This window comes from Kineococcus sp. R86509 (assembly GCF_042466365.1).
In the GTDB taxonomy this organism is placed as follows: Bacteria; Actinomycetota; Actinomycetes; order Actinomycetales; family Kineococcaceae; genus Kineococcus.
Genome location: NZ_JAXHCE010000001.1, coordinates 4,097,718 through 4,121,551, shown reverse-complemented (window position 1 = coordinate 4,121,551; position 23,834 = coordinate 4,097,718). Strand labels below are relative to the sequence as shown.

At 72.1% G+C, this 23,834-nt stretch carries 22 protein-coding genes; 10 read left to right on the top strand and 12 right to left on the bottom strand.

From position 1 onward, the window contains the following. Positions 1–87: 87 nt before the first annotated feature. On the top strand, positions 88–1,053 hold the full coding sequence (gene glpX / locus SJY07_RS20135; RefSeq protein WP_380162431.1) for a class II fructose-bisphosphatase: 966 nt from the start codon (positions 88–90) through the stop codon (positions 1,051–1,053). Continuing rightward, positions 1,053–1,973 (top strand): carbohydrate kinase, encoded by a 921-nt coding sequence (locus SJY07_RS20130; protein WP_380161338.1) that lies wholly within the window; start codon positions 1,053–1,055, stop codon positions 1,971–1,973. The genes glpX and SJY07_RS20130 overlap by 1 nt, the downstream gene beginning before the upstream one ends. Here SJY07_RS20130 and SJY07_RS20125 read toward each other — a convergent pair whose 3' ends face one another. The 5 genes from SJY07_RS20125 to SJY07_RS20105 form a co-directional block, all read right to left on the bottom strand. Then, positions 1,974–3,374 carry a GNAT family N-acetyltransferase gene (locus SJY07_RS20125; RefSeq protein ID WP_380161337.1) on the bottom strand — a complete coding sequence of 467 codons (1,401 nt, stop codon included), beginning with the start codon at positions 3,372–3,374 and terminating at the stop codon, positions 1,974–1,976. 188 nt (positions 3,375–3,562) lie between these two features. Next, entirely contained in the window at positions 3,563–4,819 is a 1,257-nt protein-coding gene (locus tag SJY07_RS20120; RefSeq protein WP_328292438.1) for a sn-glycerol-3-phosphate ABC transporter ATP-binding protein UgpC, read from the bottom strand. Positions 4,820–4,826: 7 nt separating this feature from the next. Beyond that, entirely contained in the window at positions 4,827–5,660 is an 834-nt protein-coding gene (locus SJY07_RS20115; protein WP_380162429.1) for a carbohydrate ABC transporter permease, read from the bottom strand. Between the two features lie 8 nt (positions 5,661–5,668). Then, the gene (locus SJY07_RS20110; RefSeq protein WP_380162427.1) at positions 5,669–6,553 is read right to left on the bottom strand and encodes a carbohydrate ABC transporter permease; all 885 of its coding nucleotides are present in this window, start codon (positions 6,551–6,553) and stop codon (positions 5,669–5,671) included. A gap of 65 nt (positions 6,554–6,618) precedes the next feature. Beyond that, entirely contained in the window at positions 6,619–7,920 is a 1,302-nt protein-coding gene (locus SJY07_RS20105) for an extracellular solute-binding protein (protein ID WP_380161336.1), read from the bottom strand. Positions 7,921–8,082: 162 nt separating this feature from the next. On the opposite strand from SJY07_RS20105, the gene SJY07_RS20100 reads away from it, so the two are divergent. From SJY07_RS20100 to SJY07_RS20090, 3 genes are all read left to right on the top strand, one after another. Beyond that, positions 8,083–9,513, top strand: a complete 1,431-nt coding sequence (locus SJY07_RS20100; RefSeq protein WP_380161335.1) for a class II fumarate hydratase — start codon at positions 8,083–8,085, stop codon at positions 9,511–9,513. A gap of 95 nt (positions 9,514–9,608) precedes the next feature. Next, the gene (locus SJY07_RS20095; protein ID WP_380161334.1) at positions 9,609–11,201 is read left to right on the top strand and encodes a cation:proton antiporter; all 1,593 of its coding nucleotides are present in this window, start codon (positions 9,609–9,611) and stop codon (positions 11,199–11,201) included. After that, on the top strand, positions 11,201–11,524 hold the full coding sequence (locus SJY07_RS20090; protein WP_328292444.1) for a hypothetical protein: 324 nt from the start codon (positions 11,201–11,203) through the stop codon (positions 11,522–11,524). The genes SJY07_RS20095 and SJY07_RS20090 overlap by 1 nt, the downstream gene beginning before the upstream one ends. Here the strand turns inward: SJY07_RS20090 and rpsD are convergent. Further along, positions 11,512–12,120, bottom strand: a complete 609-nt coding sequence (gene rpsD / locus SJY07_RS20085) for a 30S ribosomal protein S4 (RefSeq protein ID WP_328292445.1) — start codon at positions 12,118–12,120, stop codon at positions 11,512–11,514. The genes SJY07_RS20090 and rpsD overlap by 13 nt on opposite strands. Positions 12,121–12,307: 187 nt before the next feature. Here rpsD and SJY07_RS20080 point away from each other — a divergent pair, with 187 nt between their 5' ends. Next, on the top strand, positions 12,308–13,243 hold the full coding sequence (locus SJY07_RS20080; protein WP_328292446.1) for a DUF2470 domain-containing protein: 936 nt from the start codon (positions 12,308–12,310) through the stop codon (positions 13,241–13,243). Between the two features lie 69 nt (positions 13,244–13,312). On the opposite strand, the gene SJY07_RS20075 is transcribed toward SJY07_RS20080, so the two are convergent. The 3 genes from SJY07_RS20075 to SJY07_RS20065 all read right to left on the bottom strand — a co-directional run bounded on the left by SJY07_RS20075 (position 13,313) and on the right by SJY07_RS20065 (position 16,842). After that, complete coding sequence (locus SJY07_RS20075) at positions 13,313–14,020, bottom strand: lytic transglycosylase domain-containing protein (RefSeq protein ID WP_380161333.1); 708 nt, start codon at positions 14,018–14,020, stop codon at positions 13,313–13,315. Between the two features lie 370 nt (positions 14,021–14,390). Further along, on the bottom strand, positions 14,391–15,782 hold the full coding sequence (locus tag SJY07_RS20070) for a PhoH family protein (protein WP_380161332.1): 1,392 nt from the start codon (positions 15,780–15,782) through the stop codon (positions 14,391–14,393). A 298-nt stretch (positions 15,783–16,080) separates the two neighbouring features. Continuing rightward, positions 16,081–16,842, bottom strand: coding sequence for an isoprenyl transferase (locus tag SJY07_RS20065; RefSeq protein WP_328292449.1), 762 nt, complete (start codon positions 16,840–16,842; stop codon positions 16,081–16,083). Positions 16,843–17,022: 180 nt separating this feature from the next. Here SJY07_RS20065 and SJY07_RS20060 point away from each other — a divergent pair, with 180 nt between their 5' ends. Together SJY07_RS20060 and SJY07_RS20055 are read left to right on the top strand one after the other, a co-directional pair. Beyond that, positions 17,023–18,357, top strand: a complete 1,335-nt coding sequence (locus tag SJY07_RS20060; protein ID WP_380161331.1) for an extracellular solute-binding protein — start codon at positions 17,023–17,025, stop codon at positions 18,355–18,357. A 46-nt stretch (positions 18,358–18,403) separates the two neighbouring features. After that, positions 18,404–19,084 carry a hemolysin III family protein gene (locus SJY07_RS20055; RefSeq protein WP_380161330.1) on the top strand — a complete coding sequence of 227 codons (681 nt, stop codon included), beginning with the start codon at positions 18,404–18,406 and terminating at the stop codon, positions 19,082–19,084. Here the strand turns inward: SJY07_RS20055 and SJY07_RS20050 are convergent. Continuing rightward, the gene (locus SJY07_RS20050; RefSeq protein WP_380161329.1) at positions 19,074–21,128 is read right to left on the bottom strand and encodes a thioredoxin domain-containing protein; all 2,055 of its coding nucleotides are present in this window, start codon (positions 21,126–21,128) and stop codon (positions 19,074–19,076) included. The two genes, SJY07_RS20055 and SJY07_RS20050, sit on opposite strands and share 11 nt — an antisense overlap. A gap of 120 nt (positions 21,129–21,248) precedes the next feature. Here SJY07_RS20050 and SJY07_RS20045 point away from each other — a divergent pair, with 120 nt between their 5' ends. Beyond that, positions 21,249–21,668: a VOC family protein gene (locus tag SJY07_RS20045; protein WP_328292453.1), complete on the top strand. Its 420-nt coding sequence runs from the start codon at positions 21,249–21,251 to the stop codon at positions 21,666–21,668. Beyond that, the gene (locus SJY07_RS20040) at positions 21,665–22,597 is read left to right on the top strand and encodes a Gfo/Idh/MocA family protein (RefSeq protein ID WP_380161328.1); all 933 of its coding nucleotides are present in this window, start codon (positions 21,665–21,667) and stop codon (positions 22,595–22,597) included. Before SJY07_RS20045 ends, SJY07_RS20040 begins: the two co-directional genes overlap by 4 nt. Here SJY07_RS20040 and SJY07_RS20035 read toward each other — a convergent pair. After that, positions 22,588–22,890: a hypothetical protein gene (locus tag SJY07_RS20035; RefSeq protein ID WP_380161327.1), complete on the bottom strand. Its 303-nt coding sequence runs from the start codon at positions 22,888–22,890 to the stop codon at positions 22,588–22,590. The two genes, SJY07_RS20040 and SJY07_RS20035, sit on opposite strands and share 10 nt — an antisense overlap. Continuing rightward, positions 22,887–23,783 (bottom strand): mycothiol conjugate amidase Mca, encoded by an 897-nt coding sequence (gene mca, locus SJY07_RS20030; protein ID WP_328292456.1) that lies wholly within the window; start codon positions 23,781–23,783, stop codon positions 22,887–22,889. Before mca ends, SJY07_RS20035 begins: the two co-directional genes overlap by 4 nt. Positions 23,784–23,834 lie beyond the last annotated feature (51 nt).

Sequence of the window (23,834 nt, the reverse complement as noted above, 5' to 3'; positions counted from 1 at the left end):
AGGAGGTCTCCCTTGTCGCAGAACACCTCACCCCTGCTCCCCCCGGCGCTGGCCGTCGGCACCGAGGCTCCCGACCGCAACCTCGCCATGGAACTCGTCCGCGTCACCGAGGCCGCGGCGATGGCCGGCGGCCGCTGGGTCGGGCGCGGGGACAAGAACAAGGCCGACGGCGCCGCCGTCAACGCCATGCGCACCCTCATCGGGACCGTGAGCATGAACGGCACCGTCGTGATCGGCGAGGGCGAGAAGGACAACGCCCCCATGCTCTTCAACGGCGAACGCGTCGGCGACGGCACGGGCGCCGAGTGCGACGTCGCCGTCGACCCCATCGACGGCACGACCCTGACCGCCCGCGGCATGCCGAACGCGGTGGCCGTCCTCGCCGTCGCCGAACGCGGCACGATGTACGACCCGAGCGCCGTCTTCTACATGGACAAGCTCGTCGCCGGGCCCGAGGCCGCCGACGTCGTCGACATCCGGCTGCCGGTGAAGGAGAACATCCGCCGCCTGGCCAAGGCCAAGAAGCGTTCCGCGGAGGACATCACCGTCTGCATCCTCGACCGCCCCCGCCACGCCAAGCTGGCCGAGGAGGTCCGCGACGCCGGCGCCCGCATCAAGTTCATCTCCGACGGCGACGTCGCCGGCGCCGTGATGGCGGCCCGCGAGGGCACCGGTGTCGACCTGCTGCTGGGCATCGGCGGCACCCCCGAGGGGATCATCACCGCCTGCGCCATCCACTGCACCGGCGGCACCATCCAGGGCAAGCTGTGGCCGCGCGACGACGACGAGAAGCAGAAGGCCCTCGACGCCGGGCACGACCTCGACGCCGTGCTCGACACCCAGGCCCTGGTCAACAGCGACAACGTGTACTTCGTCGTCACCGGCATCACCGACGGCGAGCTCGTCGACGGTGTCCGCTACCTCGGCGACACCATCACGACGTCCAGCATCGTGATGCGCAGCAAGTCCGGCACGATCCGCAAGGTCGACAGCGAGCACAAGCTCTCGAAGCTGCGCGCGTACTCCGCGGTCGACTTCACCGGACCGCGCTGATGGGGGGCCCCTCCACCATCGTCGTCGGAGAGGCCCTCGTCGACGTCGTGCACGCCGCCGGGTCCTCGGCCACCGCCGAGCACCCGGGCGGTTCGCCGCTGAACGTCGCCTACGGTCTGGGCCGGCTCGGGCACGACGTGACGCTGCTCACCCGGTTCGGTGACGACGCGCACGGCGAGCTCCTCCGCAGCCACCTGGAACAGGCTGCGGTGCAGCTGTTCCCGGGCACGGTGGACGACGACCCGACCTCCGTGGCGCGCGCCGAGATCGACGCCGAGGGCAAGGCGAGCTACGAGTTCGACCTGGTCTGGCACGTCCCCGAGGTGACCGTCCCCGACGACGTCGCCCTGGTGCACACCGGGTCCATCGGCGCCGCGGTCTCCCCCGGCGCGGAGACGGTGCTGGAGCTGCTGCGCAGGGTCCGCGGCCGGGCGACGACGAGCTACGACCCGAACGTGCGGTCGTCGTTCTTCGACTCCCGCGAGCAGGCCCTGGCCCTCGTGGAACGGTTCGTCGACGCTGCCGACGTCGTGAAGGCCTCCGACGAGGACCTCGCGTGGCTGCTGCCCGGTGAGGACCCGGAGGTGGTCGCGCACCGCTGGCAGACCCGCGGCCCCGCCCTGGTCGTGGTGACCCGTGGGGGTGCCGGGGCGATCGCCGTCTCCGGCGCGGGCACGCTGCACGTCCCGGCCCCGAAGGTCGACGTCGTCGACACGGTCGGGGCGGGGGACGCGTTCATGTCCGGGCTGCTGCACGCCCTGGCCGAGCACGACCTGCTCGGCGCCCAGGGGTTGCCGCGGCTGCGCCACCTCGGGCTGGGGACGCTGGAGGCCCTGGTGGCCACGGCGATCCGCTCGGCGTCGATCACCTGCTCGCGCGCCGGGGCGAACCCGCCGACCCGGGCGGAGCTCGCGGGCTGATCAGCCGCGGCGGCGCCGGATCGTGCGCAGCGTCTCCCTCGGGTTGGGAAGGGTCAGGCTGGGAAGGCTCGGACGGCGAAGGGTCAGGCTGGGGAGCTTCGGGCTGGGGAACTTCGGCGAGGGCAGCGCCGCCCGCCGCCGGGCGAGGTCGCCGCGCAGGCGTTCGGCGGCCCCGCTGACGGCGTCGAAGCCCCGGCCGAGCCGTTCGTTGCGGCGCAGCTCGTCGCGGTAGGTGCGGCGCAGCAGGCTGATCCGGTCCACCAGCCCGGGGAGGAGTTCTCGCGTGGCGGGGGCGAGCAGCAACCGGACGGTGTGCCGGGTCGTCGGTTCCAGGCGACGCTTGTAGGCCTCGTCCCCGCGCAGCAGGTCCAGTTCCCGGTACCCGCTGAGCAGGGCCCGACGCCGGATGCGCAGCAGCAGCAGCGAGCCGGGGCCGGTGGCGGCGTAGCGGGCCCGGTAGGACTGGACGTAGCCGTGCAGGGCCTTCGGGCCGGCCAGGCAGAACGCGTAGGCGACGAGCTCGCCGTCCAGGCGCAACCCGGAGAGCTGCACGACCCCGGCGGGGGTGGTGCGCAGGACCTCGGTCAGCGTGCGCCCCGACGCCCCGCGCCAGGGCCGCCGCCGGTAGGCGGCCCGGGGGTGGGCGTCGTCGACCTCGGCCAGTTCCGCGACGAGCTCGTCGAGGCGGTCGGCGGCGGCGTCCGGGTCGTGGTCGCGCAGGTCGGAGAGGCCGTCGAGGAGGTCGTCGACGACGACGAGGTCCCCGAGTTCGGCGAGGCGGCGCCACTGCCGCCGTTCCTCGTGCCGGGCGTGACGCCCCAGTGCGGCGTCGTGCTCGGCCACGGTCTCCGGCAGTTCCAGCGCGTGCACCGTCGCCTGGGGCAGGGTGCGGACGGCGTAGCCGCGGCGGTAGGCCCACTCGGTGAGGAGTTCGGGCAGCTCCCCCTCGGCGGGGACCTGTTCGAGGTCGAGCACGGCGCCGGGGGCCTCGCGCACCGCCCCGTCGACGACGGCCGCCAGCAGGCGCCCGGTGGGGATGCCGGCGTCCGGGTCGGCCAGGACGGCGGCGTAGTCGCTGGCGCCGGAGCCCAGGAAGGTGAGCAGCGGCCGGGGTCCCCCGAGGAGGGCGAAGGCGCCGAAGGCCAGCAGCCGCCCGTCGCGGCGCACGCTGACGAGCAGCGGTTCGCCCACGCCGAGGTGGGTGTGGACGGCGCGCAACCAGTCCGGGCCGGTGAAGGGGGGTTGTCCCGCGCGGGTGGCCAGCACGCGCCACTCCGGGACGGGGGCCCCTTCGAGCCCGCGGCGGACGGTGACCGAGAGGCCCTCCGCGGGGTCCTGCACGAGGGCGAGCCCGTCGGTGCGCCGCTGGTCCTCCGTGGGCAGGGCGAGTGCGTCCGTCACCCTCACCGGCCTCCGTCGTGCGACCGCCCTCCCGCGTGGAGGACTCGTGCGCACGATATCCGGGCGAGGCGGGCGCGTCCGGCAGCCCCGGGCTGCGCCACGCCACTATCGACGCAGCGTGATTCGCAATCACTCAACGCCACCCACCCGTGATCTTGCTGGGCCCCCAGCAAGATCACGGGCGGGGCTCAGGCGTGGGCGGGGGTCTTCTGCGCGTTCTTCTGGGCGCGTTCCAGGGAACGCCTGCGCAGGGCCTCGGACTGCTCGCCGATCTTCTTCGCCTTCGCCTCGTCGCGCGTCAGGTTGGCGCCGCTGGAGGGGTCGAAGACGTGCATCCGCTGCGGGTCGAACCACAGCTCCGCGGTGTCGCCGTCGCGCACGCTGCTCATGGCGTCGAGGGTGACGACGAGCTGGCTGCGCATGCTCTCCCCGTCGAGCTCGCGGTCGAGCTCGGCGAGCTGCTGCTTCGTCTCGTCGGCCGCCTCGAAGGGCACGTAGGCGTAGAGCTCGTTGCCCAGCCACTCGGTGACGTCGACCTGCGCCTGGAAGGTCATCGCCCCCGCCGGGGCGTCGGTCACGTCGGCGTCGTCGAAGTGCTCCGGGCGCACTCCGACGATGAGCAGCTTGCCGTCGTGCTCCGCCCCCACCGCGGCCGGCTTCGGGACGTCGCAGAACGGGAGCTTCAGCACGTCCCCCTCCACCCGCGCCGGCAGGAAGTTCATCGGCGGCGAGCCGATGAACCCGGCGACGAAGAGGTTGACGGGCTGTTCGTAGAGCTCCCGCGGGCTCGCGACCTGCTGCAGGATCCCCTTGCGCAGGACGGCCACACGGTCACCGAGGGTCATGGCCTCGGTCTGGTCGTGGGTGACGTAGACCGTGGTCGTGGCCAGCGACCGCTGCATGCGGGCGATCTCGGTGCGCATCTGACCGCGCAGCTTCGCGTCCAGGTTCGAGAGGGGTTCGTCGAAGAGGAAGGCCTTCGCGTCGCGCACGATCGCGCGCCCCATCGCGACGCGCTGGCGCTGGCCACCGGAGAGGTTCGCCGGTTTGCGGTCGAGGTGCTCGTTCAGCTCCAGCATGTCCGAGGCCCGCTGGACGCGTTCCTTGATCTCGCTCTCCGGGACCTTGGAGTGGTTCAGCCGCAGCGGGAAGGCGATGTTCTCCCCCACCGTGAGGTGCGGGTAGAGCGCGTAGTTCTGGAACACCATCGCCAGGTCACGGTCGCGCGGGGCCAGGTCGTTGACGCGCTTGCCGTCGATGAGCAGGTCCCCGGAGGTGATGTCCTCCAGCCCGACGATCATCCGCAGCAGCGTCGACTTCCCGCAGCCGGACGGTCCCACGAGGATGACGAACTCCCCGTCGGCGATGTCCAGGCTGATGTCGTTGACGGCCGGGAACCCGTCGCCGTACTGCTTGACGATGTTCTTCAGTTCGATGCGAGCCATCTGCTGATCAACCCTTCACGGCGCCGTTGGTGAGACCCGCCACGATGCGGCGCTGGAAGACCAGCGCGAGGATGACGACGGGGATGGTGACGATGACGGCGGCCGCCGAGATGGCGCCCGTCGGCTGCACGAAGTAGCTGGACCCGGTGAAGCTGGACAGCGCGGCCGGCACCGGCTGCGCCGCCTTCGTGGAGGTCAGCGAGATCCCGAACACGAAGTCGTTCCAGGCGATGAAGAACGCGATGATCGCCGTCGTGAACACCCCCGGGGCCGCCAGCGGGACGATCACCTTGCGGAACGCCTGCCAGTTCGTCGCCCCGTCGACCTGGGCCGCCTGTTCCATGTCCCACGGGATCCCGCGGAAGAACGCCGACATGGTCCAGATGGAGATCGGCAGCGTCAGGGCCAGGTACGGGATCACCAGGCCGGGGATGGTGTCGTAGAGGCCGATCTGGCGCCACAGGTTGAACAGCGGCGTCACCATCGTGATGACCGGGAACACCGCGACGGCCAGCGCACTGGTCAGGACGATTCGCTTGCCCGGGAAGTTCAGCCGGGCGATGGCGTAGGCCGCGAACATCGCCAGCACCACGGCGATCAGCGTCGCCACCAGGCAGGTGATGATCGAGTTCCGCAGGGCCGGGAGGAACAGGTCGGACCCGTTCCCGGCGAAGATCCCGGAGTAGTTCGTCCAGGTCCAGTCCGAGGGGAAGAACTGCCGGTCGCTGAGCGCCGTCTCGGACTTGAAGCTCATCGAGACGATGTACAGCACCGGCACGATCGCGTACAGCACGATCAGGAGGGCACCGACGTACCAGCCGGTCTTCTCCTTCGTGGACATCGCACCCATCAGCCTTCCCCTCTCGCCCGGGCCAGGTCGACCTTGAACACCTTGATAGCGACGAAGCAGATCGCCAGGACGCACACGAACAACAACACCGAGACCGCCGACCCGAGACCGATCTCGAGCCGGCTGATCGTCTGGTTGTAGGCCAGCGAGGAGACCGTCTCGGTCCCTGCCGCGCCGTTGGTCATGATGTAGACGTTGTCGAAGATGCGGAACGCGTCGAGCGCGCGGAACAGCAGGGCCACCATGATCGAGGCCTTCATGTTCGGCAGCGTCACCTTCCACAGCCGCTCCCACGCCGTCGCGCCGTCGACCTTCGCGGCCTCGGTCATGTCCGAGGGGACCTGGGCGAGGCCGGCCAGCAGCAGCAACGAGATGAACGGGGTGGTCTTCCAGATCTCGGAGAGGCAGATCACCGCCAGCGCGCTCCACTTGTGCGCGAAGACGTCGTAGTCGCCGAGGCCGAGCACGTTGTTCATGAACCCCGTCGTCAGCCCGAACGCGTACTGCCAGGCGTAGGCCGAGACGACCGTGATGACGGCGTAGGGGATGAGGATGGCCGTGCGCACGATCGGGCGCAGCCAGCCGAGCACCTTGTGCATGACCATGGCGAGCGCGAACCCGATGACGAGTTCGACCGCGACGGTGAACACCGTGATCATCGCCGTGTTGCCGAGCGCCTTCCACCACAGGCTGTCGCTGAGGATGACCCCGTAGTTCTTCAGGCCGATGAACTCCCGGTCGGCCGGGGCGGTCAGGCGGAAGCTGAACAGGGACTCGTAGAGCGCCTGCAGGATCGGGTAGCCGGTGACGGCGACGAGGATGACGAACGCGGGACCGGCGAGGTACCAGCCGAGTCGCGCCTCGGCGCGGGTCTTGTCGGTCATGAGGGGCTTGCCGGACACCTGCTTGGTGACCGACACCCCTCCCGTGGAACGGGTCTCCGTCGTGCTCACAGCAGTTTCTCCCCCTTCAGGACCTCGCCGATGTACTTCTGCGACGAGGTGGGGGTGCTGTCCGAGACGCCGGAGACCGGCTGCCACTGGTCGGCGATGCCCTGGCTGACCTCGTTGTAGTACGCGGTCTGCGGTCGCGGTTGCGCGGCCTGCAGGGAGGTGCGGATGGTGTCGTACATCGGGTACGCCTCCTGGACCGTCGGGTCGTCGTAGACCGACTCCAGCGCGGCCGGGTTCCCGTCGGAGACCATGTACGCGGCCTGGTTCTGCTCCGAGACGATGCAGGACACCGCCGCGAACGCGGCGTCCTTGTGCTCGCTGAACGCGCTGACACCGACGTCGATCCCGCCCAGCGGCGGTGCGGCGGCCTTCCCCTCCGCCATGGCGGGGTAGGTCGTCCAGCCGTAGTCGTCGAAGATCGCCTGGTCCATCGTGCCCTCGTCGGCCGCGGACTTGCCCTGTGCGTAGACGAACGGCCAGTTCACCATGAAGTCCGCGCCACCCTGCTGGAACAGGTTCGCCGTCGCGGCCTCGTCGCGGTTGTCGATCCCGGGCCCACCGACTCCGGCCGCGGTGATGTCCTGCATCACCTTGGCGGCCGCCTCACCCGCGTCGGACTCCAGCCCGAGCTTGATGTCGGGGCCCTTCGCGTCGGGGTTCTCGATGACCTTGCCCCCGGCGGAGGCGATCATCGCGTTGACCCAGACCGTCATGGACTCCGCGCGCTGGCCCTGGACGCCGATGGCGGTCTTCTGCGCCTTCGCCGCCTGGATGAGCTGGTCCCAGGTCACGGGTTTCGTCATGTCGAGGCCCGCGGCCTGGGCGACGGACTTGCGGTACCAGAGCAACTGGGTGTTCGCCCAGAACGGGGCGGCGACCAGCTGGTCCTTCCAGGTCGCGCCCGTGACCGCGCCCTCGACGACCCCGTCGGACCACTTCTGCTGCAAGTCCTCGGGAACCGGGGCGAGGAAACCCGCCTCGGACGTCTCGGGAACGAAGACCGGGTCGAGGCTCATCATGTCGATCGACGTGTCGTTCCCGGCCAGGCGACGCATGAGCTGCTCACGCTGCTGGGCGGCGTCGCTCGGCAGGATGGACACCTCGATGGAGTACTGACCGTTCGACTGCGCGCTGCAGTCCTGGGCGATCTTCTGCTGCCCCCCGTTGTCGGGGTTGACGTACCAGTTGAGCGTCGGAGCACCCGACGCCGTGCTCGATCCCCCGCACGCGGCGAGGCTCCCGGCCAGCAGGGCGCCTGCGCCCAACGCCGTCCACCGGATGCGCCTTCGGGATGTCACAGCCCCTCCTTCGACCCCATCGTCCGTTGTTGCTGTGCAGCATCTCTACACCTGCTGTCCACAGGTTGCACGTGGGAGATCACGGTGTCTGCGGATCGTGAGCTACCCGTGATCCCCGCCACCGGCTGCAGCCGCCGGTTCCTGACCCGGCAGGATGGGGTCATGGCCAGTGAAGCCCCCGTCCAGGCGTCCGACACCGAAGCACACGACACCGAGTTCCGCATCGAGCACGACACGATGGGGGAGGTCAAGGTCCCGATCGCCGCCAAGTACCGCGCCCAGACGCAGCGGGCGGTCGAGAACTTCCCGCTGTCGGGGACGGGCCTCGAACGCGCCCACATCGAGGCGCTCGCCCGCATCAAGAAGGCCGCCGCGCTGGCCAACGCCGAGCTCGGCGTCCTCGAGCAGGACCTCGCCCGCGCCGTCGCCGACGCGGCCGAGGAGGTCGCGTCCGGGCGCTGGGACGCGGAGTTCCCCGTCGACATCTTCCAGACGGGGTCGGGCACCAGCTCGAACATGAACGCCAACGAGGTCATCGCGACGCTGGCCACGGAGCGCCTCGGCTCCCCCGTGCACCCCAACGACCACGTCAACGCCTCCCAGTCCTCCAACGACGTGTTCCCGACGTCCGTGCACGTCGCGGCCACCGCCGCCGTCGTGAACGAGCTGGTCCCGGCCCTGCGCCACCTCGAGGCGTCGCTGCGCCGCAAGGCGGACGAGTGGGCCGACGTCGTGAAGTCGGGGCGCACCCACCTCATGGACGCGACCCCCGTGACGCTGGGCCAGGAGTTCGCCGGCTACGCCGCGCAGGTCAAGCGCGGGATCGAGCGCGTCGAGGCCACCGTCGTCCGCGTCGCCGAGGTCCCGCTCGGGGGCACGGCCGTCGGCACCGGCATCAACACCCCGCCCGGTTTCCCGCAGCGGGTCATCGAACTGCTCGCCGCGGACACCGGACTGCCGCTCACCGAGGCCGAGGACCACTTCGAGTCCCAGGGCGCCCGGGACGCGCTCGTCGAGCTCTCCGGTGCGCTCAAGGTGGTCGCCGTCAGCCTGACCAAGGTCTGCAACGACCTGCGCTGGATGGGGTCCGGTCCCCGCACGGGTCTCGGCGAACTCCGCCTGCCCGACCTGCAGCCCGGGTCCTCGATCATGCCCGGCAAGGTGAACCCCGTCGTGCCCGAGGCGACGCTGATGATCTGCGCGCAGGTCGTGGGCAACGACGCCACCGTGACCTGGGCCGGCGCCAGCGGCGCGTTCGAGCTCAACGTCCAGATCCCGGTGATGGCGCGCAACGTGCTCGAGTCCGCGCGGCTGCTGGGCAACGCCTCCAGGCTGCTGGCCGACCGCACCATCGACGGACTCGAGGCCGACGTCGAGGCCTGCCGCCGGTTCGCGGAGTCCTCGCCCTCGATCGTCACCCCGCTGAACCGGGTGATCGGCTACGAGGCGGCCGCCAAGGTCGCCAAGCACGCCGTCGCCACGGGGGCGACGGTGCGCGAGGCCGTGATCGACCTCGGGTTCGTCGAACGCGGCGAGGTCACCGAGGAGCAGCTCGACCGGGCCCTCGACGTCATGTCCATGACCCATCCCTGACCCACCCTGGACGCGCGCCGGCGCTCGGGCGGGTTCGCCTGCCCGAGCACCGGGCCCGCTGGTCGTCGGCTCGGTCCTCGCGGGAGGATCGCGGGGTGTTCGCCCAGGTCCTCGTCGTCATGCTGGCCGCGCTCGCGCTGACCATCGTCGCCGCGCGGCGGGGGTGGCAGGCGCCCCTGGCCCTGGCCCTCGCGGGGGCCGGGATCTCCTTCGTCCCCGGTCTGCCGCGCCTCGAACTCTCCCCCGAGGTCATCCTCTCGGTGGTCCTGCCGCCACTGCTGTTCTCGACCACCCAGGACTTCTCCTGGCGGGGTTTCGTGCGCCGGTGGCGCTCGATCACCAACCTCGGGGTGCTGCTCGTCGTCGTCACGACCGCGGTCGTCGGGTTCGTCGCCAGCCTGATGATCCCGTGGGTGTCGCTGTCGATGGCCCTGGTGCTGGCCGCCGTCGTCTCCCCACCCGACGCCGTCACCGCGGTCGCGATCGGCGGGCGGCTGGGCTTGCCGTCGCGGGTGCTCGACACGCTGAAGGGCGAGAGCCTCGTCAACGACGCGGCCGCCCTCACGTTGTTCTCGGTGACGATCGCGTCGGCCTCGGCGGACAACGACGACATCGTGCAGAACCCGTTCCTGTTCTTCCTCGTCACCTCCGCGATCGGGCTCGCGGTGGGGTGGGCGCTGGGCCACCTCGCGGCGGGGGTGCGAGCCCGCCTGCGCGAACCCTCGCTCATGACGGCCTTCGCCGTCCTGCTCCCGTTCACCGCCTACGCCGTGGCCGAGGCCGTCGAGGGTTCCGGGGTGCTCGCCGTCGTGACCGCGGGTTTCGTGCTGTCCCGGCACTCGCTGGCCGCCGCCTACGCGACGAGGCTCTCCGAACGCGAGGTCTGGAACATCGTCGACGTCCTGCTCGAGGCCTTCGTCTTCGCCTACCTCGGCCTGCAGTTCCACTTCCTGCTGCAGGACGCCGTGACCGACGGCGCCCGGGCCTGGTCGTTGCTCGTCGCGGGGCTGGTGGTGCTGGCCGCGGTCGTCCTCGTCCGCGTCGTCTGGGTCGTGGCCGGTGGCTTCCTCATGCGGAACGTGCTGCACGGCAGGTTCTCCGCGGGTGGTCAGCACTTCACCGTGGCCGAGGACGTCGTCATCGCCTGGACGGGGATGCGCGGGGTCGTGACGCTGGCGGCCGCGGCCGGGATCCCCGAGTCGTTCCCGCACCGGGCCGACCTGCAGGTGCTCGCGTTCGTCGTCGCGGTCGGCACCCTGCTGCTGCAGGGGTCGACCCTGCCGCCGCTCATCCGCCGTCTCGACCTCGACACCTCCCAGGAGCAGCACTGGCGCGCGGAACAGCGCCACAAGGCCCGTGACGTCGCCCGGCAGACCATGTTCGAGGTGCTCCGCAGCGCCCGCGAGGAGGCGACCGACCCGAGCGAACGCGCGGTCGTGGACGCCCTCCTGGAGCGCGCCGACCGGCTGGCGCAGGTCCGCGCCTCGGAACAGGAGGAGAACGAGGGGACGGGTCGGATCGCGAAGCGCAGCGTCGAGGTGCGCCGGCGGATGATCGCGGCCCAGCGCGGCGCGCTGCTCAGCGCGGAGGACAACGGCGAACTCACCGAGGACGCCGTGCGCGAGGCGCTGGAACAGCTCGACCTCGACGAGGCCTCGCTCGCGCACCGCGGTTCCCCGAGGTTGTGATGCACCGGATCCCGCTGCGCTGGATCGACGACGAGCCCCCGGCGGAACTGCCCACCGGGGCGACGCTCGGGGTTCCACCGCAGCGGGAGTTCCTCCGCGACGAGGGTTTCGCCCGGGTCCACCTCGAACCCCCGGAGGTGTTCCGGGCCGCGGACGAGGCGCCTACCCTGTCGACGAACGACGCCGCCCAGTTCTCCCTGGCCGCGATCGCGAAGCTCGCCCTTGTCGGCGACGACCTCGGGCAGCAGGTGGGAACGACGCAGGGCGCCGACCCCCGGGGGGATCGACGCCCTGAGAAGGGTGCGGCAGGTCAGCGCGAGTAGTACTCGACGACGAGCTGCTCGTCGCAGGTCACGGGGATCTGCTCGCGGACCGGGAGGGCGTTCACCGTGGCGGTGAGGTCCTCGCGCTCCACGGCCAGCCAGCCCGGGATCTCGTTGTCGCTCCAGCCGCCCTCACGGGCGACGATGAACGGCGTCTTGGTCTTCGAGCGAGGGGCGACCTCGATCGTCTGGCCGACGACGACGCGGAACGACGGACGGTCGACGCGGCGACCGTCGACGACGATGTGGCGGTGCGTGACCATCTGGCGAGCCTGGTAGATGGTGCGGGCGAAGCCGGCACGCCACACGACGGCGTCCAAACGCGTCTCGAGCAACTGCACCAGGTTCTGACCGGTCTTGCCGGGCTTGCGCTTGGCGAGGTCGTAGGCACGACGCAGCTGGGTCTCGCTGACGTCGTACTGGAAGCGCAGACGCTGCTTCTCACGCAGCTGCGTCGCGTAGTCCGACGCCTTCTTCTGCTTGCGGCCGTGCATGCCCGGGGGGTACGGACGGCGGTCCATGAAGCGGGCGGCCTTCGGCGTGAGGGCCACCCCGAGTGCGCGGCTGATGCGCACCTTGGGTCGGGCGTTGTTCATTCCACTCTCCTGATCGTAAGGTGAGCCTGTCCTCAGTCGAGAAGCACTCGAGAGGGTCAGGACGATCGCGCAACGAGGAGGCACTGTGAACCACCGGATCCAGGGGACCCAGCCGACCACGGCACCAGCCCCCCGAGGATCGGGGGGTTCGGAACGCACCGCCTCCAACCTTACGGCCTCCGAGGGGGTGCCTCCGACGACGGAGGCCCCGCCGACCCCCGGCGCGCTCACCCGGCCCTCCCCCGCGCAGTGGGCGCGCACCCTCGCCGTCGGGACGGTGACCGGGACGCTGCACCTGCCGCGCACCCACCAGGGCTGCCCCCACCACCCGGACGAGGGCCACGACCACCGCCACGGCACGGACGAGGCCGAGGTCTTCGCCGAGGCCGTCCCGCAGCGGCGCGGCCGGGCCGCGCCGTCGCGCACCGAGGCCTACCCCGTGCAGCACCTCACCGACGCCTGGGGCGGCCTACTGCTCCTCCTGGAGGACGGCTCCGCCCTGCACCGGCGCCTGCTCGACCTGGAGACCGACGCCCGCTGGAGCGGCGTCCCCGCCGTCCTCGACGTGCTCGACGTGCCGCCGGGGCAGGCCGCCCTGCCCCGTGCGCGGCTCTGCGTGACGGGCTGGGTCGAGTCGATCCTGCCCGCCGACCAACGGCGCGTGGCCCAGACCGCGGCCGCCGTGCGGCCCCTCGGCGCCCTGCTGGACGTCGGCAGCACCCGGCTCGTCTGGCGCCTCGAGGTCGCCGACGTGCGGGTCACGACGGCCACGGGCGTGCACCTGCTGGAGGACGAGGAGTTCACCGCGGCCGCGCCGGACCCGCTCTACGACGACGAGGACGGGATCGTCGCCCACCTGGAGGACGAGCACCGCGACGCCCTCGTCGGCTGGGTGCTCGACACCCTGCCGGCCGAGCAGGCGCGTGAGACCCGCGAGGTCGCCGTGGTCGGCGTCGACCGCTACGGCCTGGACGTCCTGGCGACGATCGGTTCCGGGACGACGACGCTGCGCGCGGGGTTCCCCGAGCCCGTGCGCCACGAGCACGACGTCGTCCGCGCGCTCTGCGGGCTGTTCCGGTGCCCCTGCGGCGGCGGCCGACCCTCCGTCCACCACGACGGCTGACCCGCCCGGAGTCTCCGGGCGGGTCGGGCGTCACGGGTGGTTCAGCGGGTCGGGCTCAGCGGGTCGGACTCAGTACCAGTTGCTGGACCGCGAGTGCGACCAGGCGCTGCACGGGGAGCCGTAGCGGCTCTCGATGTAGTTCAGGCCCCAGGTGATCTGGGTGACCGGGTTGGTCTGCCAGTCCGCGGCGACCGAGGCCATCTTGGAGCCGGGGAGGGCCTGCGGGATCCCGTAGGCGCTCGAGCCGGGGTTGTCGGCCGTGTAGTCCCAGCCGCTCTCCTTGGTCCACAGCGAGTCCAGGCAGGAGAACTGCTCCTCGCCCCAGCCGCGGTCGGCGACCATGATCCTGGCGATGGACTGCGGGTCGCGCTGGGCGTTGCGGGTGGCCTCGGCGGCCGCCTGCTGGCGGGCCTGCTCCGCGAGGCGCTCGGCCTCGGCGGCGGCAGCGGCCTCCGCGGCCGCCTGCTCCTGGGCGACGCGCTGGTCGCTGCCCGCGCGGACACCGGCCTGCTCGAACCACGCGGTCGACGTCGCCGTCTGACGCTGCGCCTCGGCGGCCTGCAGGATGCGGTCCGGGACGGCCGCTTCGGCCTTCGGTGCCGGACCCGACGTGAGGGCGGCGCCGGCCAGGACGCACGCGGAGACCGCGACGACGCTGGGGGCTGCGACCCAGGCGAAGCGCCGACGCGTCGGAGCAGCGCGGCGTTCCCTGCGGGTGCTCGGTGCGGTGGTGGGGGTCTGCTCGTCCGTGAGCTCACTGGTGCGGTGGGGCGGCAAGCCGGGCCTTCCGACGATCGCCCGGCCCACGCCCGGTCGAGCACGTCCACCTCCCGCGTCGGGTCGCGTCGTTCCGCTGGGAACGTCGCCGTGGGACCCGGTCGACCCGTCGGACGCTGCGTGCGTCCGGTCGGTCGAGCGCTCAGGAGGTGCTGTCGACCAGGACGGTGCCCCGCGGACGGGGGTCGAAGCAAACCGCGATCACCCGTTTCGTCACGGTGAGGTCACGTGACTGCAACGATCCGTAGACTTTTGTGGAACATCTCACACGGTTCGTACCCCTATCGGGGGGTTTGACGCTATGAGCGCCCGGATGGTTCCCGTCACCTGGACGAGCCTGTGGCGGGAACCGCCCGTCACTCCCGTCCTCTCAGGCCCCGAAGTCCGAGAGGAGCTCCGTCACCAGGGCCGCGACGGGCGAGCGCTCGGAGCGGGTGAGGGTCACGTGGGCGAACAGCGGGTGCCCCTTCAGCGCTTCGACGACGGCGGCGACCCCGTCGTGCCGCCCGACCCGCAGGTTGTCGCGCTGGGCGACGTCGTGGGTCAGGACCACCTTGGAGTTCTGCCCGATGCGGGACAGGACGGTGAGCAGGACGTTGCGTTCCAGCGACTGCGCCTCGTCGACCACCACGTAGGAGTCGTGCAGCGACCGCCCACGGATGTGGGTCAGGGGCAGGACCTCGAGCATCCCCCGCTCCACGACCTCCTCGAGGACGTGCGGGGAGACCAGCGCCTCGAGGGTGTCGAAGACGGCCTGGCCCCAGGGCCCCATCTTCTCGGCCTCGCTGCCGGGCAGGTAGCCCAGTTCCTGGCCACCGACGGCGTAGAGCGGGCGGAACACGACGACCTTGCGGTGCTCGCGACGTTCCATGACGGCCTCCAGCCCCGCGGCGAGCGCGAGCGCCGACTTCCCCGTCCCGGCCCGGCCGCCGAGGGAGACGATGCTGACGGTGGAGTCGAGCAGGGCGTCGAGGGCGATGCGCTGTTCCGCCGAGCGACCGCGGACCCCGAAGGCCTCGCGGTCGCCCTTGAGCAGCCGCAGCTGCTTGTCCGCGGTGACGCGGCCCAGCGCGTGCCCACGCGGGGAGGACAGCACGACACCGGTGTTGGCCGGCAGCTGGCGGACCTCGGCGTTCTCCAGGACGCCGTTCTCGTAGAGGGTCGCGACCTCCTCGGCGGTGGCGGTCATCTCCACCACGCCGGTCCAGCCGGAGTCGGGGGCCAGTTCGGCGCGGTACTCGTCGGCGGTCAGCCCGACCGCGGACGCCTTGATGCGCAGCGGGACGTCCTTGGAGACGACGGTGACGTCGTGCCCCTCGTCGGCGAGGTTGCGCGCCACGGCGAGGATGCGGGTGTCCCCCGCCGTCGCGAGCGGACCGTTGCGCAGCGAGGACGGCAGGCTCGAGACGTCGGAGTGGTTCAGCTCCACCCGCAGCGTCCCGCCGAGGTCACCGACGGGGATCGGGGCGTCGAGGCGGCCGAACTCCACCCGCAGGTCGTCCAGGCGGCGCAGGGACTCGCGAGCGAAGTAGCCCAGTTCGGGGTGGTGGCGCTTGCCCTCGAGCTCGCTGACGACGACGAGCGGCAGGACGACGTCGTGCTCGGCGAAGCGGGTCAGGGCGGCGGGGTCGGAGAGGAGGACGGAGGTGTCCAGGACGAAGGTCCGGCGGGTCGGATCGGGCTTCACCGCCCCGGCACGTGCGGGGCTCCCGCTGGTCGGGACTGCGGTGTGCGGCGCGGCGGGGCTGGAGCTGGTGACCACGAACGTCTCCCGTTCTCGGGAGCCCGGAGCGCGTCCACGCCCGGACCCCCCTTCAGCAGCGGCGGACCGGGACCTCAGGTCACCCTGCGGGCGGCCCGGGACCGGGCCTCCCCGCTGCGCTGGACAGCACGCACGGCGACCTCCCGAGCGGGTGGCGGACGCCACCCGGCTGAAGCCGACGCTATCCCCCGCAGGCCGGCGAACGGGGGCGAACACGCTGCCCGACACACGAACGGAGGTGACGAGTCGGTGACCGGCCGGTGACGTGATGGCGCGGTGACGCGGCGGCCGCCGGCCCTCAGGCGCCGTAGCGCCGTTCGCGCGCGGCGTAGGCGCGCAGCGCCCGCAGGAAGTCGACCTTGCGGAAGTCGGGCCAGAGCACCTCGGTGAAGAAGAACTCCGAGTGCGCGCTCTGCCACAGCAGGAACCCGGACAGCCGCTGCTCGCCGGACGTCCGGATGACGAGGTCGGGGTCGGGCTGGCCCTTGGTGTAGAGGTGCGCGGCGATGTGCTCGACGTCCAGGACCTCGGCCAGCTCCTCCAGCGAGGTCCCCTTCGCGGCGTGCTCCAGCAGCAGTGCGCGGACGGCGGCGGCGATCTCCTGCCGGCCGCCGTAGCCGATGGCGACGTTCACGACCCCGGAGGTGATGCCGGCGGTGGCCTCGGCGAGCTCGCGCAACCGGGCCGCGCTCGGATCGGGCAGCAGGTCCAGGGAGCCGACCGGGTGGACCTTCCAGCGCGTGGTCGCGGCCACCCGGGCCACGGCGTCCTCGACGATCTCGATGAGGGGTTCGAGTTCCTCGGCCGCGCGGTTGAGGTTGTCGGTGGAGAGGAGGTAGAGGGTCACGACCTCGATGCCCTCCTCGGCGCACCAGTCCATGACCTCGACGACCTTGTCGGCGCCGGCGCGGTGGCCGTGCGAACTGGGCGCGCCGAAGGCCTTGGCCCAGCGACGGTTCCCGTCGAGGATGATCCCCACGTGACGGGGCAGCGCGTCGGAGTCGAGCGACCGTTCCAGCCGCCGCCCGTACGCGCTGTAGAGGAGATCACGGAGGCCCATCGGCGCTCACCGTATACCTCGGCGTGAACGCTCCCACGCCCGGTCGTGTGGCGATCCTTGACCGCGTGCCGACAGCGTCGACTACGCTCGCAGGACCGACGAGGACGTCGGTCCTCCAGGGGCTGCGGCCCGCGGAGGCGCAACAGCCGCGACGTCGCGGCTCGGCACACCGGAGACCCCATGGCCACGACGTCCCGTCGCTCCCTCCTCACCCTCGCCCTCGCGGCCCCGTTCGGCGTCGGCGTGCTGGCCGCCTGCGGGGACAGCGGCCCCGGGCAGGCCGCCGGCAGCAGCGGCGGGGGGGACGGCACCACCATCTGGATCCTGACCGGCCAGCCCGCCGAGGGGATCCGCACCGACTCGATCAAGGCGTTCAACAAGGCGAACCCCGACAGCGAACTGACGATGTCGTCGTTCCAGAACGACGCGTTCAAGTCGAAGATCCGGACCGCCATCGGGGCGAACCAGGGCCCGACGATCATCTGGACCTGGGGCGGCGGCGGTCTGCGCAACTACGTGGAGGCCTCCCAGGTCGAGGACCTGACGTCGTTCTTCAGCGAGAACGCGGACCTGAAGAGCAAGCTGTTCGAGAGCGCCTTCGGGGCCGCGACGGTGGACGACAAGATCTACGCCGTCCCCTGCGAGAACGTCTCGCCGATCGTCATGTTCTACAACAAGACCCTGTTCGCGAAGGTCGGCAAGGACATCCCCACCACCTGGGAGGAGGTCATGGCCCTCCTCCCCGTGTTCAACGCCGCGGGCATCGCGCCGTTCTCCCTGGGCGGGCAGTCGCGCTGGACGAACATGATGTGGCTGGAGTTCCTCTTCGACCGCATCGGTGGCGCGGAACTCTTCCAGTCGATCTACGAGGGGAAGCCGGACGCCTGGTCGCAGCCCGCCGCGATCGAAGCGCTGACCAAGGTCCAGGACCTGGTGAAGGCCGACGGGTTCATCAAGGGTTTCGCCTCCATCACCGCCGACTCCAACGCCGACCAGGCCCTGCTCTACACGGGCAAGGCCGCGATGATGCTGCACGGAGCGTGGACCTACGCGTCGATGAAGACCGACGGCGGCGACTTCGTGTCCAAGGGGAACCTGGCCTGGTCGACCTTCCCGACGGTCGAGGGCGGTGCGGGCGACCCGACGAACACCGTCGGCAACCCGTCCTCGTACTACGCGCTCTCCTCGAAGGCGAGCGACGCGGCCAAGACCGCGGCGAAGAAGTTCTTCGCGGAGGGCCTGGTCACCGACGCGACGGCCAAGGCCTGGGTCGACAGCGGCTCGGTACCCATCGTCAACGGCTCGGACAGCATGTTCGCCGGGTCGGACGACGAGAAGTGGCTGCAGTTCGTCTACGACACGGCGTCCGGGGCGAAGACCTTCCAGCAGTCCTGGGACCAGGCGCTCTCCCCCACCGAGGCCGAGACGCTGCTCGACAACATCGAGAAGCTCTTCGGCCTGGCGATCACCCCCGAGGAGTTCGCGGCGAACATGAACGCCGCTCTCGGTTCCTGAGCACGGGCGGTCTCGTGGGCACAGGTCCGGCACGTACCGTCGCGACATGACGGTGGACCTCCCCCACGAGACCGCGGCGGCGCGCGCCAGGCTGAAACCCCGACTGCGGGGGTGGCTGCACGCCGGGACGTTCCCCGCGGTGCTCGTCGCGGGGACCGCCCTCGTCTGCCTGGCCCCGACCCCGAGGACCCGGGTCGCCACCCTGGTCTTCGCGCTCACCGCGGCCCTGATGTTCGGCACCAGCGCGGTCTACCACCGCGGGACGTGGTCGCCGCGCGCGGAGGCCGTGCTGCGGCGCATGGACCACAGCAACATCTTCCTGCTCATCGCCGGCACGTACACCCCGCTGGCGGTGGCCACCCTGCCGGAGGGCAGGGCGCGGTTCCTGCTCGTCCTGGTCTGGGCCGGGGCGCTGGCCGGGGTGGCGTTCCGGGTGTTCTGGATCGGTGCGCCCCGGTGGCTCTACACCCCCACGTACGTGGCGCTCGGCTGGGTCGCCGTCGGGTACCTGCCCGCGTTCGGGAGGGGCGGCGGGGTGGCCGTCGCGGTGCTGGTGGCCGTCGGCGGGCTGCTCTACTGCCTCGGTGCCCTCGCCTACGGCACGAAGCGCCCGAACCCGAGTCCCCGCTGGTTCGGGTTCCACGAGGTGTTCCACGCCTTCACCGTCGTCGCCTTCGCGGCGCACTACGTCGCCATCTCGCTGGCGACCTACCGGGTCAGCGCCTGACCCCCAGCACCGCGGCGAGTTCCGCCACCTCCGTGCGGGGCAGGTCGCAGACCTGGCCGCGGCAGACGTAGGCCGCTGCGAGACCGCCGACGAGGGCCCGGTCCTTCAGCAGTTCCGGCACGGAGTCGCCGGGAACCCCGCGGGTGATCACCAGCCCCGGGGCGGTTCCGGCGAGCGCCGTGCGGTGCAGCGCAGCGGTCCCCGCATCGCCGGGTTCGCCGACGACGGCGACCTCGCGGGGACCGTCGGCCAACGCCTCGGCGACGGCGAGGCCCCAGCCGGCGAACCTCGGGGACGCCGACGCGAGCGCCCCGACGGTGGCGAGGGCGCGCAGGGCACCGTCGCGGAACCGGGCCTCGCCGGTGAGGGCGCCGAGGCTGAGCAAGGCGCCGGCGGCCGCGGACGTCCCCGACGGGGTGGCCCCGTCGGAGGGGTCGGAGGGGGCACCCGCGCCACCGCGGGCGGCGGACAGCGCCGGGTCGACGTCGGCGACGTCGAGGAACGACCCGTCCGCCCCGGTGAAGCGGGCGAGGACCTCCTCGCCCAGGTCGCGCGCGACCTCGAACCAGCGGCGCTCCCCCGTCGCCGCGTGCAGGGCGAGGAGCCCCTCGGCCAGGTCGGCGAGGTCCTCGAGGACGGCGGCGGGTCGGCCGACGACACCGTCGCGCGAGACCCGGCGCCAGCCGTCGTCGGTGCGGTGGACCTCCAGGAGGAAGCGGGCCGCCTCGTCGGCGGCCAGCAGCAGGTCCGGGCGAGCGAGGAGCGCGCCGGCCTCGGCGAGGGCGGCGACGGCCAACCCGTTCCAGGCCAGCACGACCTTGTCGTCACGGGCGGGTTGCGGACGGTCGGTGCGGGCCGCGGCGAGCCGTTCCCGCACCCGGTGCCAGCGGCCGGCCTCGTCGCCGGTGAGCTCCCGGGTGAGCCGGGCCGTCGACGTGCCGTGCTCGAAGGTCCCCTGTTCGGTGACGCCGAGGAGGGTGACGGCCCAGGGCCCGTCGTCGAGGCCGAGGACCTCGACGAGGTCGCCCGGGGTCCACACGTAGGTGGCACCCTCGACCGCGTGCTCCGTGCCGTCGGCGTCGAGCACGGGGGTGTCGGCGTCGAGGGACGCGGCGAACGCGCCCTGCGGGGTGCGCAGGTCGGTGAGCAGGAACTCGCACGCCTGCGCGGCGACCCGGCGGTGCTCCGTGGAACCCGTGGCCCGGTAGGAGTGCAGGTAGGCACGGGCCAGCAACGCGTTGTCGTACAACATCTTCTCGAAGTGCGGGACGACCCAGCCGGCGTCGACGGCGTAGCGGGCGAACCCGCCACCGACCTGGTCGGCCATGCCGCTGCGGGCCATGGCGGTGAGGGTCCGCCCGGCCAGCCCGGCCGCGACCTCGGACCCCGTCCGGGCGGCGTGGCGCAGCAGGAACTCCACCACCATCGCCGGCGGGAACTTCGGCGCCCCGCCGAAACCGCCGTGGACGACGTCCTCCTCGGCGGCGAGGGTGTCGACGGCGCGGTCCAGCGCGGCGGCGTCGGGAACCTCCCCGGCGGACGGGGTCATCGACCCGAGGGCCGCCGCGATCCGTCCGCTGGAGGCCAGGACCTCCTCGCGGCGTTCGTGCCAGGCCTCGCCGACCGCGCCGAGGACCTGCCGGAACGAGGGGAGCTGGGGGTGCGGCCGGGGCGGGAAGTAGGTGCCCGCGTAGAACACCTCACCCGAGGGGGTGCAGAACGTCGTCATCGGCCAGCCCCCCTGACCCGTCATCGCCGTCGTCGCGGCCATGTGGACGGCGTCGACGTCGGGCCGTTCCTCGCGGTCGACCTTCACGCACACGAACCCGGCGTTCATCTGCGCCGCGGTCTCGGGGTCCTCGAAGGACTCGTGGGCCATGACGTGGCACCAGTGGCAGGCCGCGTAGCCGGTGGAGACGAGGACCGGGACGTCCCGCGCGGCGGCCTCGGCGAAGGCCTCGGGCCCCCACTCCTGCCAGTGGACGGGGTTGTGGGCGTGCTGGAGCAGGTACGGGCTGGTGGAGCGGTGGAGGCGGTTCGGCACGGGGTTCACGGTGTCACGCCCCTCCCCCGCGGGCTCGCCGACGGCGGCGGGGACGGGCGGCGGGAAGGGCGGGCGCGCAGGGCCCGACCCGCCTCCCGGGGCAGCCGGTAGCGTCTCCCCGTGACCGATCCGCTCCCCGTCGCCGGGCTCACGTTCCACCACGTCGGCGTCGCCTGCCGCGACCTGGACCGGGAGCAGGCCGGGTACGCACTCCTCGGCTACACCCCGGAGGGTCCCGACTTCGAGGACCCGACGCAGGGCGTCCGGGGCCGCTTCCTCGTCGCGCCGGGACAGCCGCGCGTCGAGCTCCTCGTGAACCTCGTGGGCAGCACGACGCTGGACCCGTGGCTGAAGGGGCCGGCCCGGATCTACCAGCAGGCCTACGAGACGCCCACCTTCGACGACAGCGTCGCGCAGTTCCAGGCCGTGGGGGCTCGGGTGGTCTCGCCGCCGGTCCCGGCCGTCGCGTTCGGGGGCCGACGGATCTGCTTCGTCATGCTGCGGACGATGACGCTGGTCGAACTGGTCGAGGCACCGTGAGCGCGCCGGTGCGCTTCGGTGTCCTGGGCACCGGGTACTGGGCCCGCACGTGTCACGGCGCGGCGCTGCAGGAGCACCCGGACGTGGAACTGGTGGGGTTCCACGGGCGCGACCTCGCGAAGGCCCGCGCGGCGGCGGACGAGTACGGCGGCTCCGGGTTCGACGACCTCGACGCGTTCCTCGACGCCGTCGACGCGGTGACCATCGCCCTGCCCCCCGACGTCCAGGCCCCGTTGGCCGCCGCCGCGGCACGGCGCGGCAGGCACCTGCTCCTCGAGAAACCGCTGTCCTTCGACCTGGCCGCGGCCGACGACGTCGTCGCGGCGACCCGGGAGACGGGCGTCGCCTCGATCACCTACCTGACCTACCTGTTCCAGCCGGACATCACCGACTGGCTGGCGCGGATGCGGGAACTCGCGGACGAGCACGGCCCGTGGGAGGGCGGGGTGTTCCGGTGGGCGGGGAGCATCGACACTCCGGGGAACCCGTACGGCGACTCCCCGTGGCGCCGGGCGAGCCTGGGGTCCTGGGACACCGGACCGCACGCGCTGTCGATCGTCCACGAACTCTTCGGCCCGGTGAGCCGCGTCGCCGCCGGACGGGGTGTGCGCGACGCCGTGACCGTCTCGCTGGAACACGCGAACGGGGCCGGCACGCAACTGTCGTTGACCCTCACCGCGCCCCCGGGAACGGGCGGGTCCTCCGCGACCGTCTGGGGCCCGGGCGGCAGGCACGAGCTACCCCGTTTCCACGGGACCCCGCAGGAAGGTCTCCGCCGCGCCGTGGACCGGCTGCGCGCCGCGGCGGAGACCGGGGTCGCCGACCCGCTGGACGTCACCGCCGCCCGTGCGGTGGTCGCGGTGCTGGCCGCGGTCGAGGAGCACCTGGCCCGTCCCGACCACGCGACCGCGGTGCGGGCTCAGCCCTGAGCCGGGGGTTCCTCGTCGCCGGCGGAGGCGTCGGCGGCGTGGGCGCGTCGCACCGCGACCTCCTCGGACTCGGCGGCGGCGCGTTCGGCCTCCGCCTCCTCCTCGAGGCGCGCGCGCTGGTTCACCGAGCGCACCCGCCGGGCCATGCTGCGGCCCAGCAGGTACACGGCGAGCGCCAGGAAGAACAGCGCCAGGAAACCCCACAACCCGGGGTTCACCAGGTTCGGGTCGACCGTCTTCGTCGTCGTCGAACTGGGCGACGGCGTCGCCGCCACGAGCAGGGCGGTGATCACGCGCCGTCCCGCAGCCCGGCGAACAGGTCGTCCTCGGGGGTCGTCGTGGGGACGTGGCTCAACGCGAGGTGGTAGTCCTCGGTCGGCCACAGGTCGCGCTGGAGTTCCATCGGGACCCCGAAGAACCAGCCGTCGGGATCGATCTGGGTGGCGTGCGCGAGCAGCGCCCGGTCCCGGGTCTCGAAGAAGTCCGCGCACTCGATCCGCGTGGTGATCTCGAGTTCGGTGCGCTTCGGGGCGTCGGGGTTCGCGGCCTCGTCGTCCATGCGCTGGATCCACTCCGCGAAGGGCGATTCCTTGCCCTGGGCGAGCAGGGCCTCGTGGAAGGTGCGCATCCGGGCCCGGGAGAAGTTCGCGTGGTAGTAGAGCTTGGAGATCTGCCACGGTTCCCCGGCCTGCGGGAACCTCGCCGGGTCCGCGGCGGCGTCGAAGGCGGCGCGGGAGACGACGTGGGTCATGATGTGGTCCGGGTGCGGGTAGCCGCCCGACTCGTCGTAGGTCGTCATGACGTGCGGACGGAACTCGCGCACGACGTGGACCAGCGCGTCGACGGTGAACTCCTCCGGGGTCAGCGCGAAGCAGCCGCTCGGCAGCGGCGGCAGCGGGTCGCCCTCGGGCAGTCCGGAGTCGACGTAGCCGAGCCAGCGGTGCTGCACCCCGAGGATGCGCGCGGCCTCGGCCATCTCGTGCCGGCGGTACTCGCCCATGTCCCGCAGCAGGGACGCGTTCTCCTTCAGCCGCGGGTTCAGCACGTCGCCGCGCTCCCCGCCGGTGCACGAGACGACCAGCACCTCGACCCCCTCGGAGACGTAGCGCGCCATCGAGGCCGCACCCTTGCTCGACTCGTCGTCCGGGTGGGCGTGCACAGCCATCAGCCGCAACGTCTCCGCCACCTTGATCCCTCTTCCCCGTGTACCTGTCGCCCTCTGCGTCCCCTCCCGCGC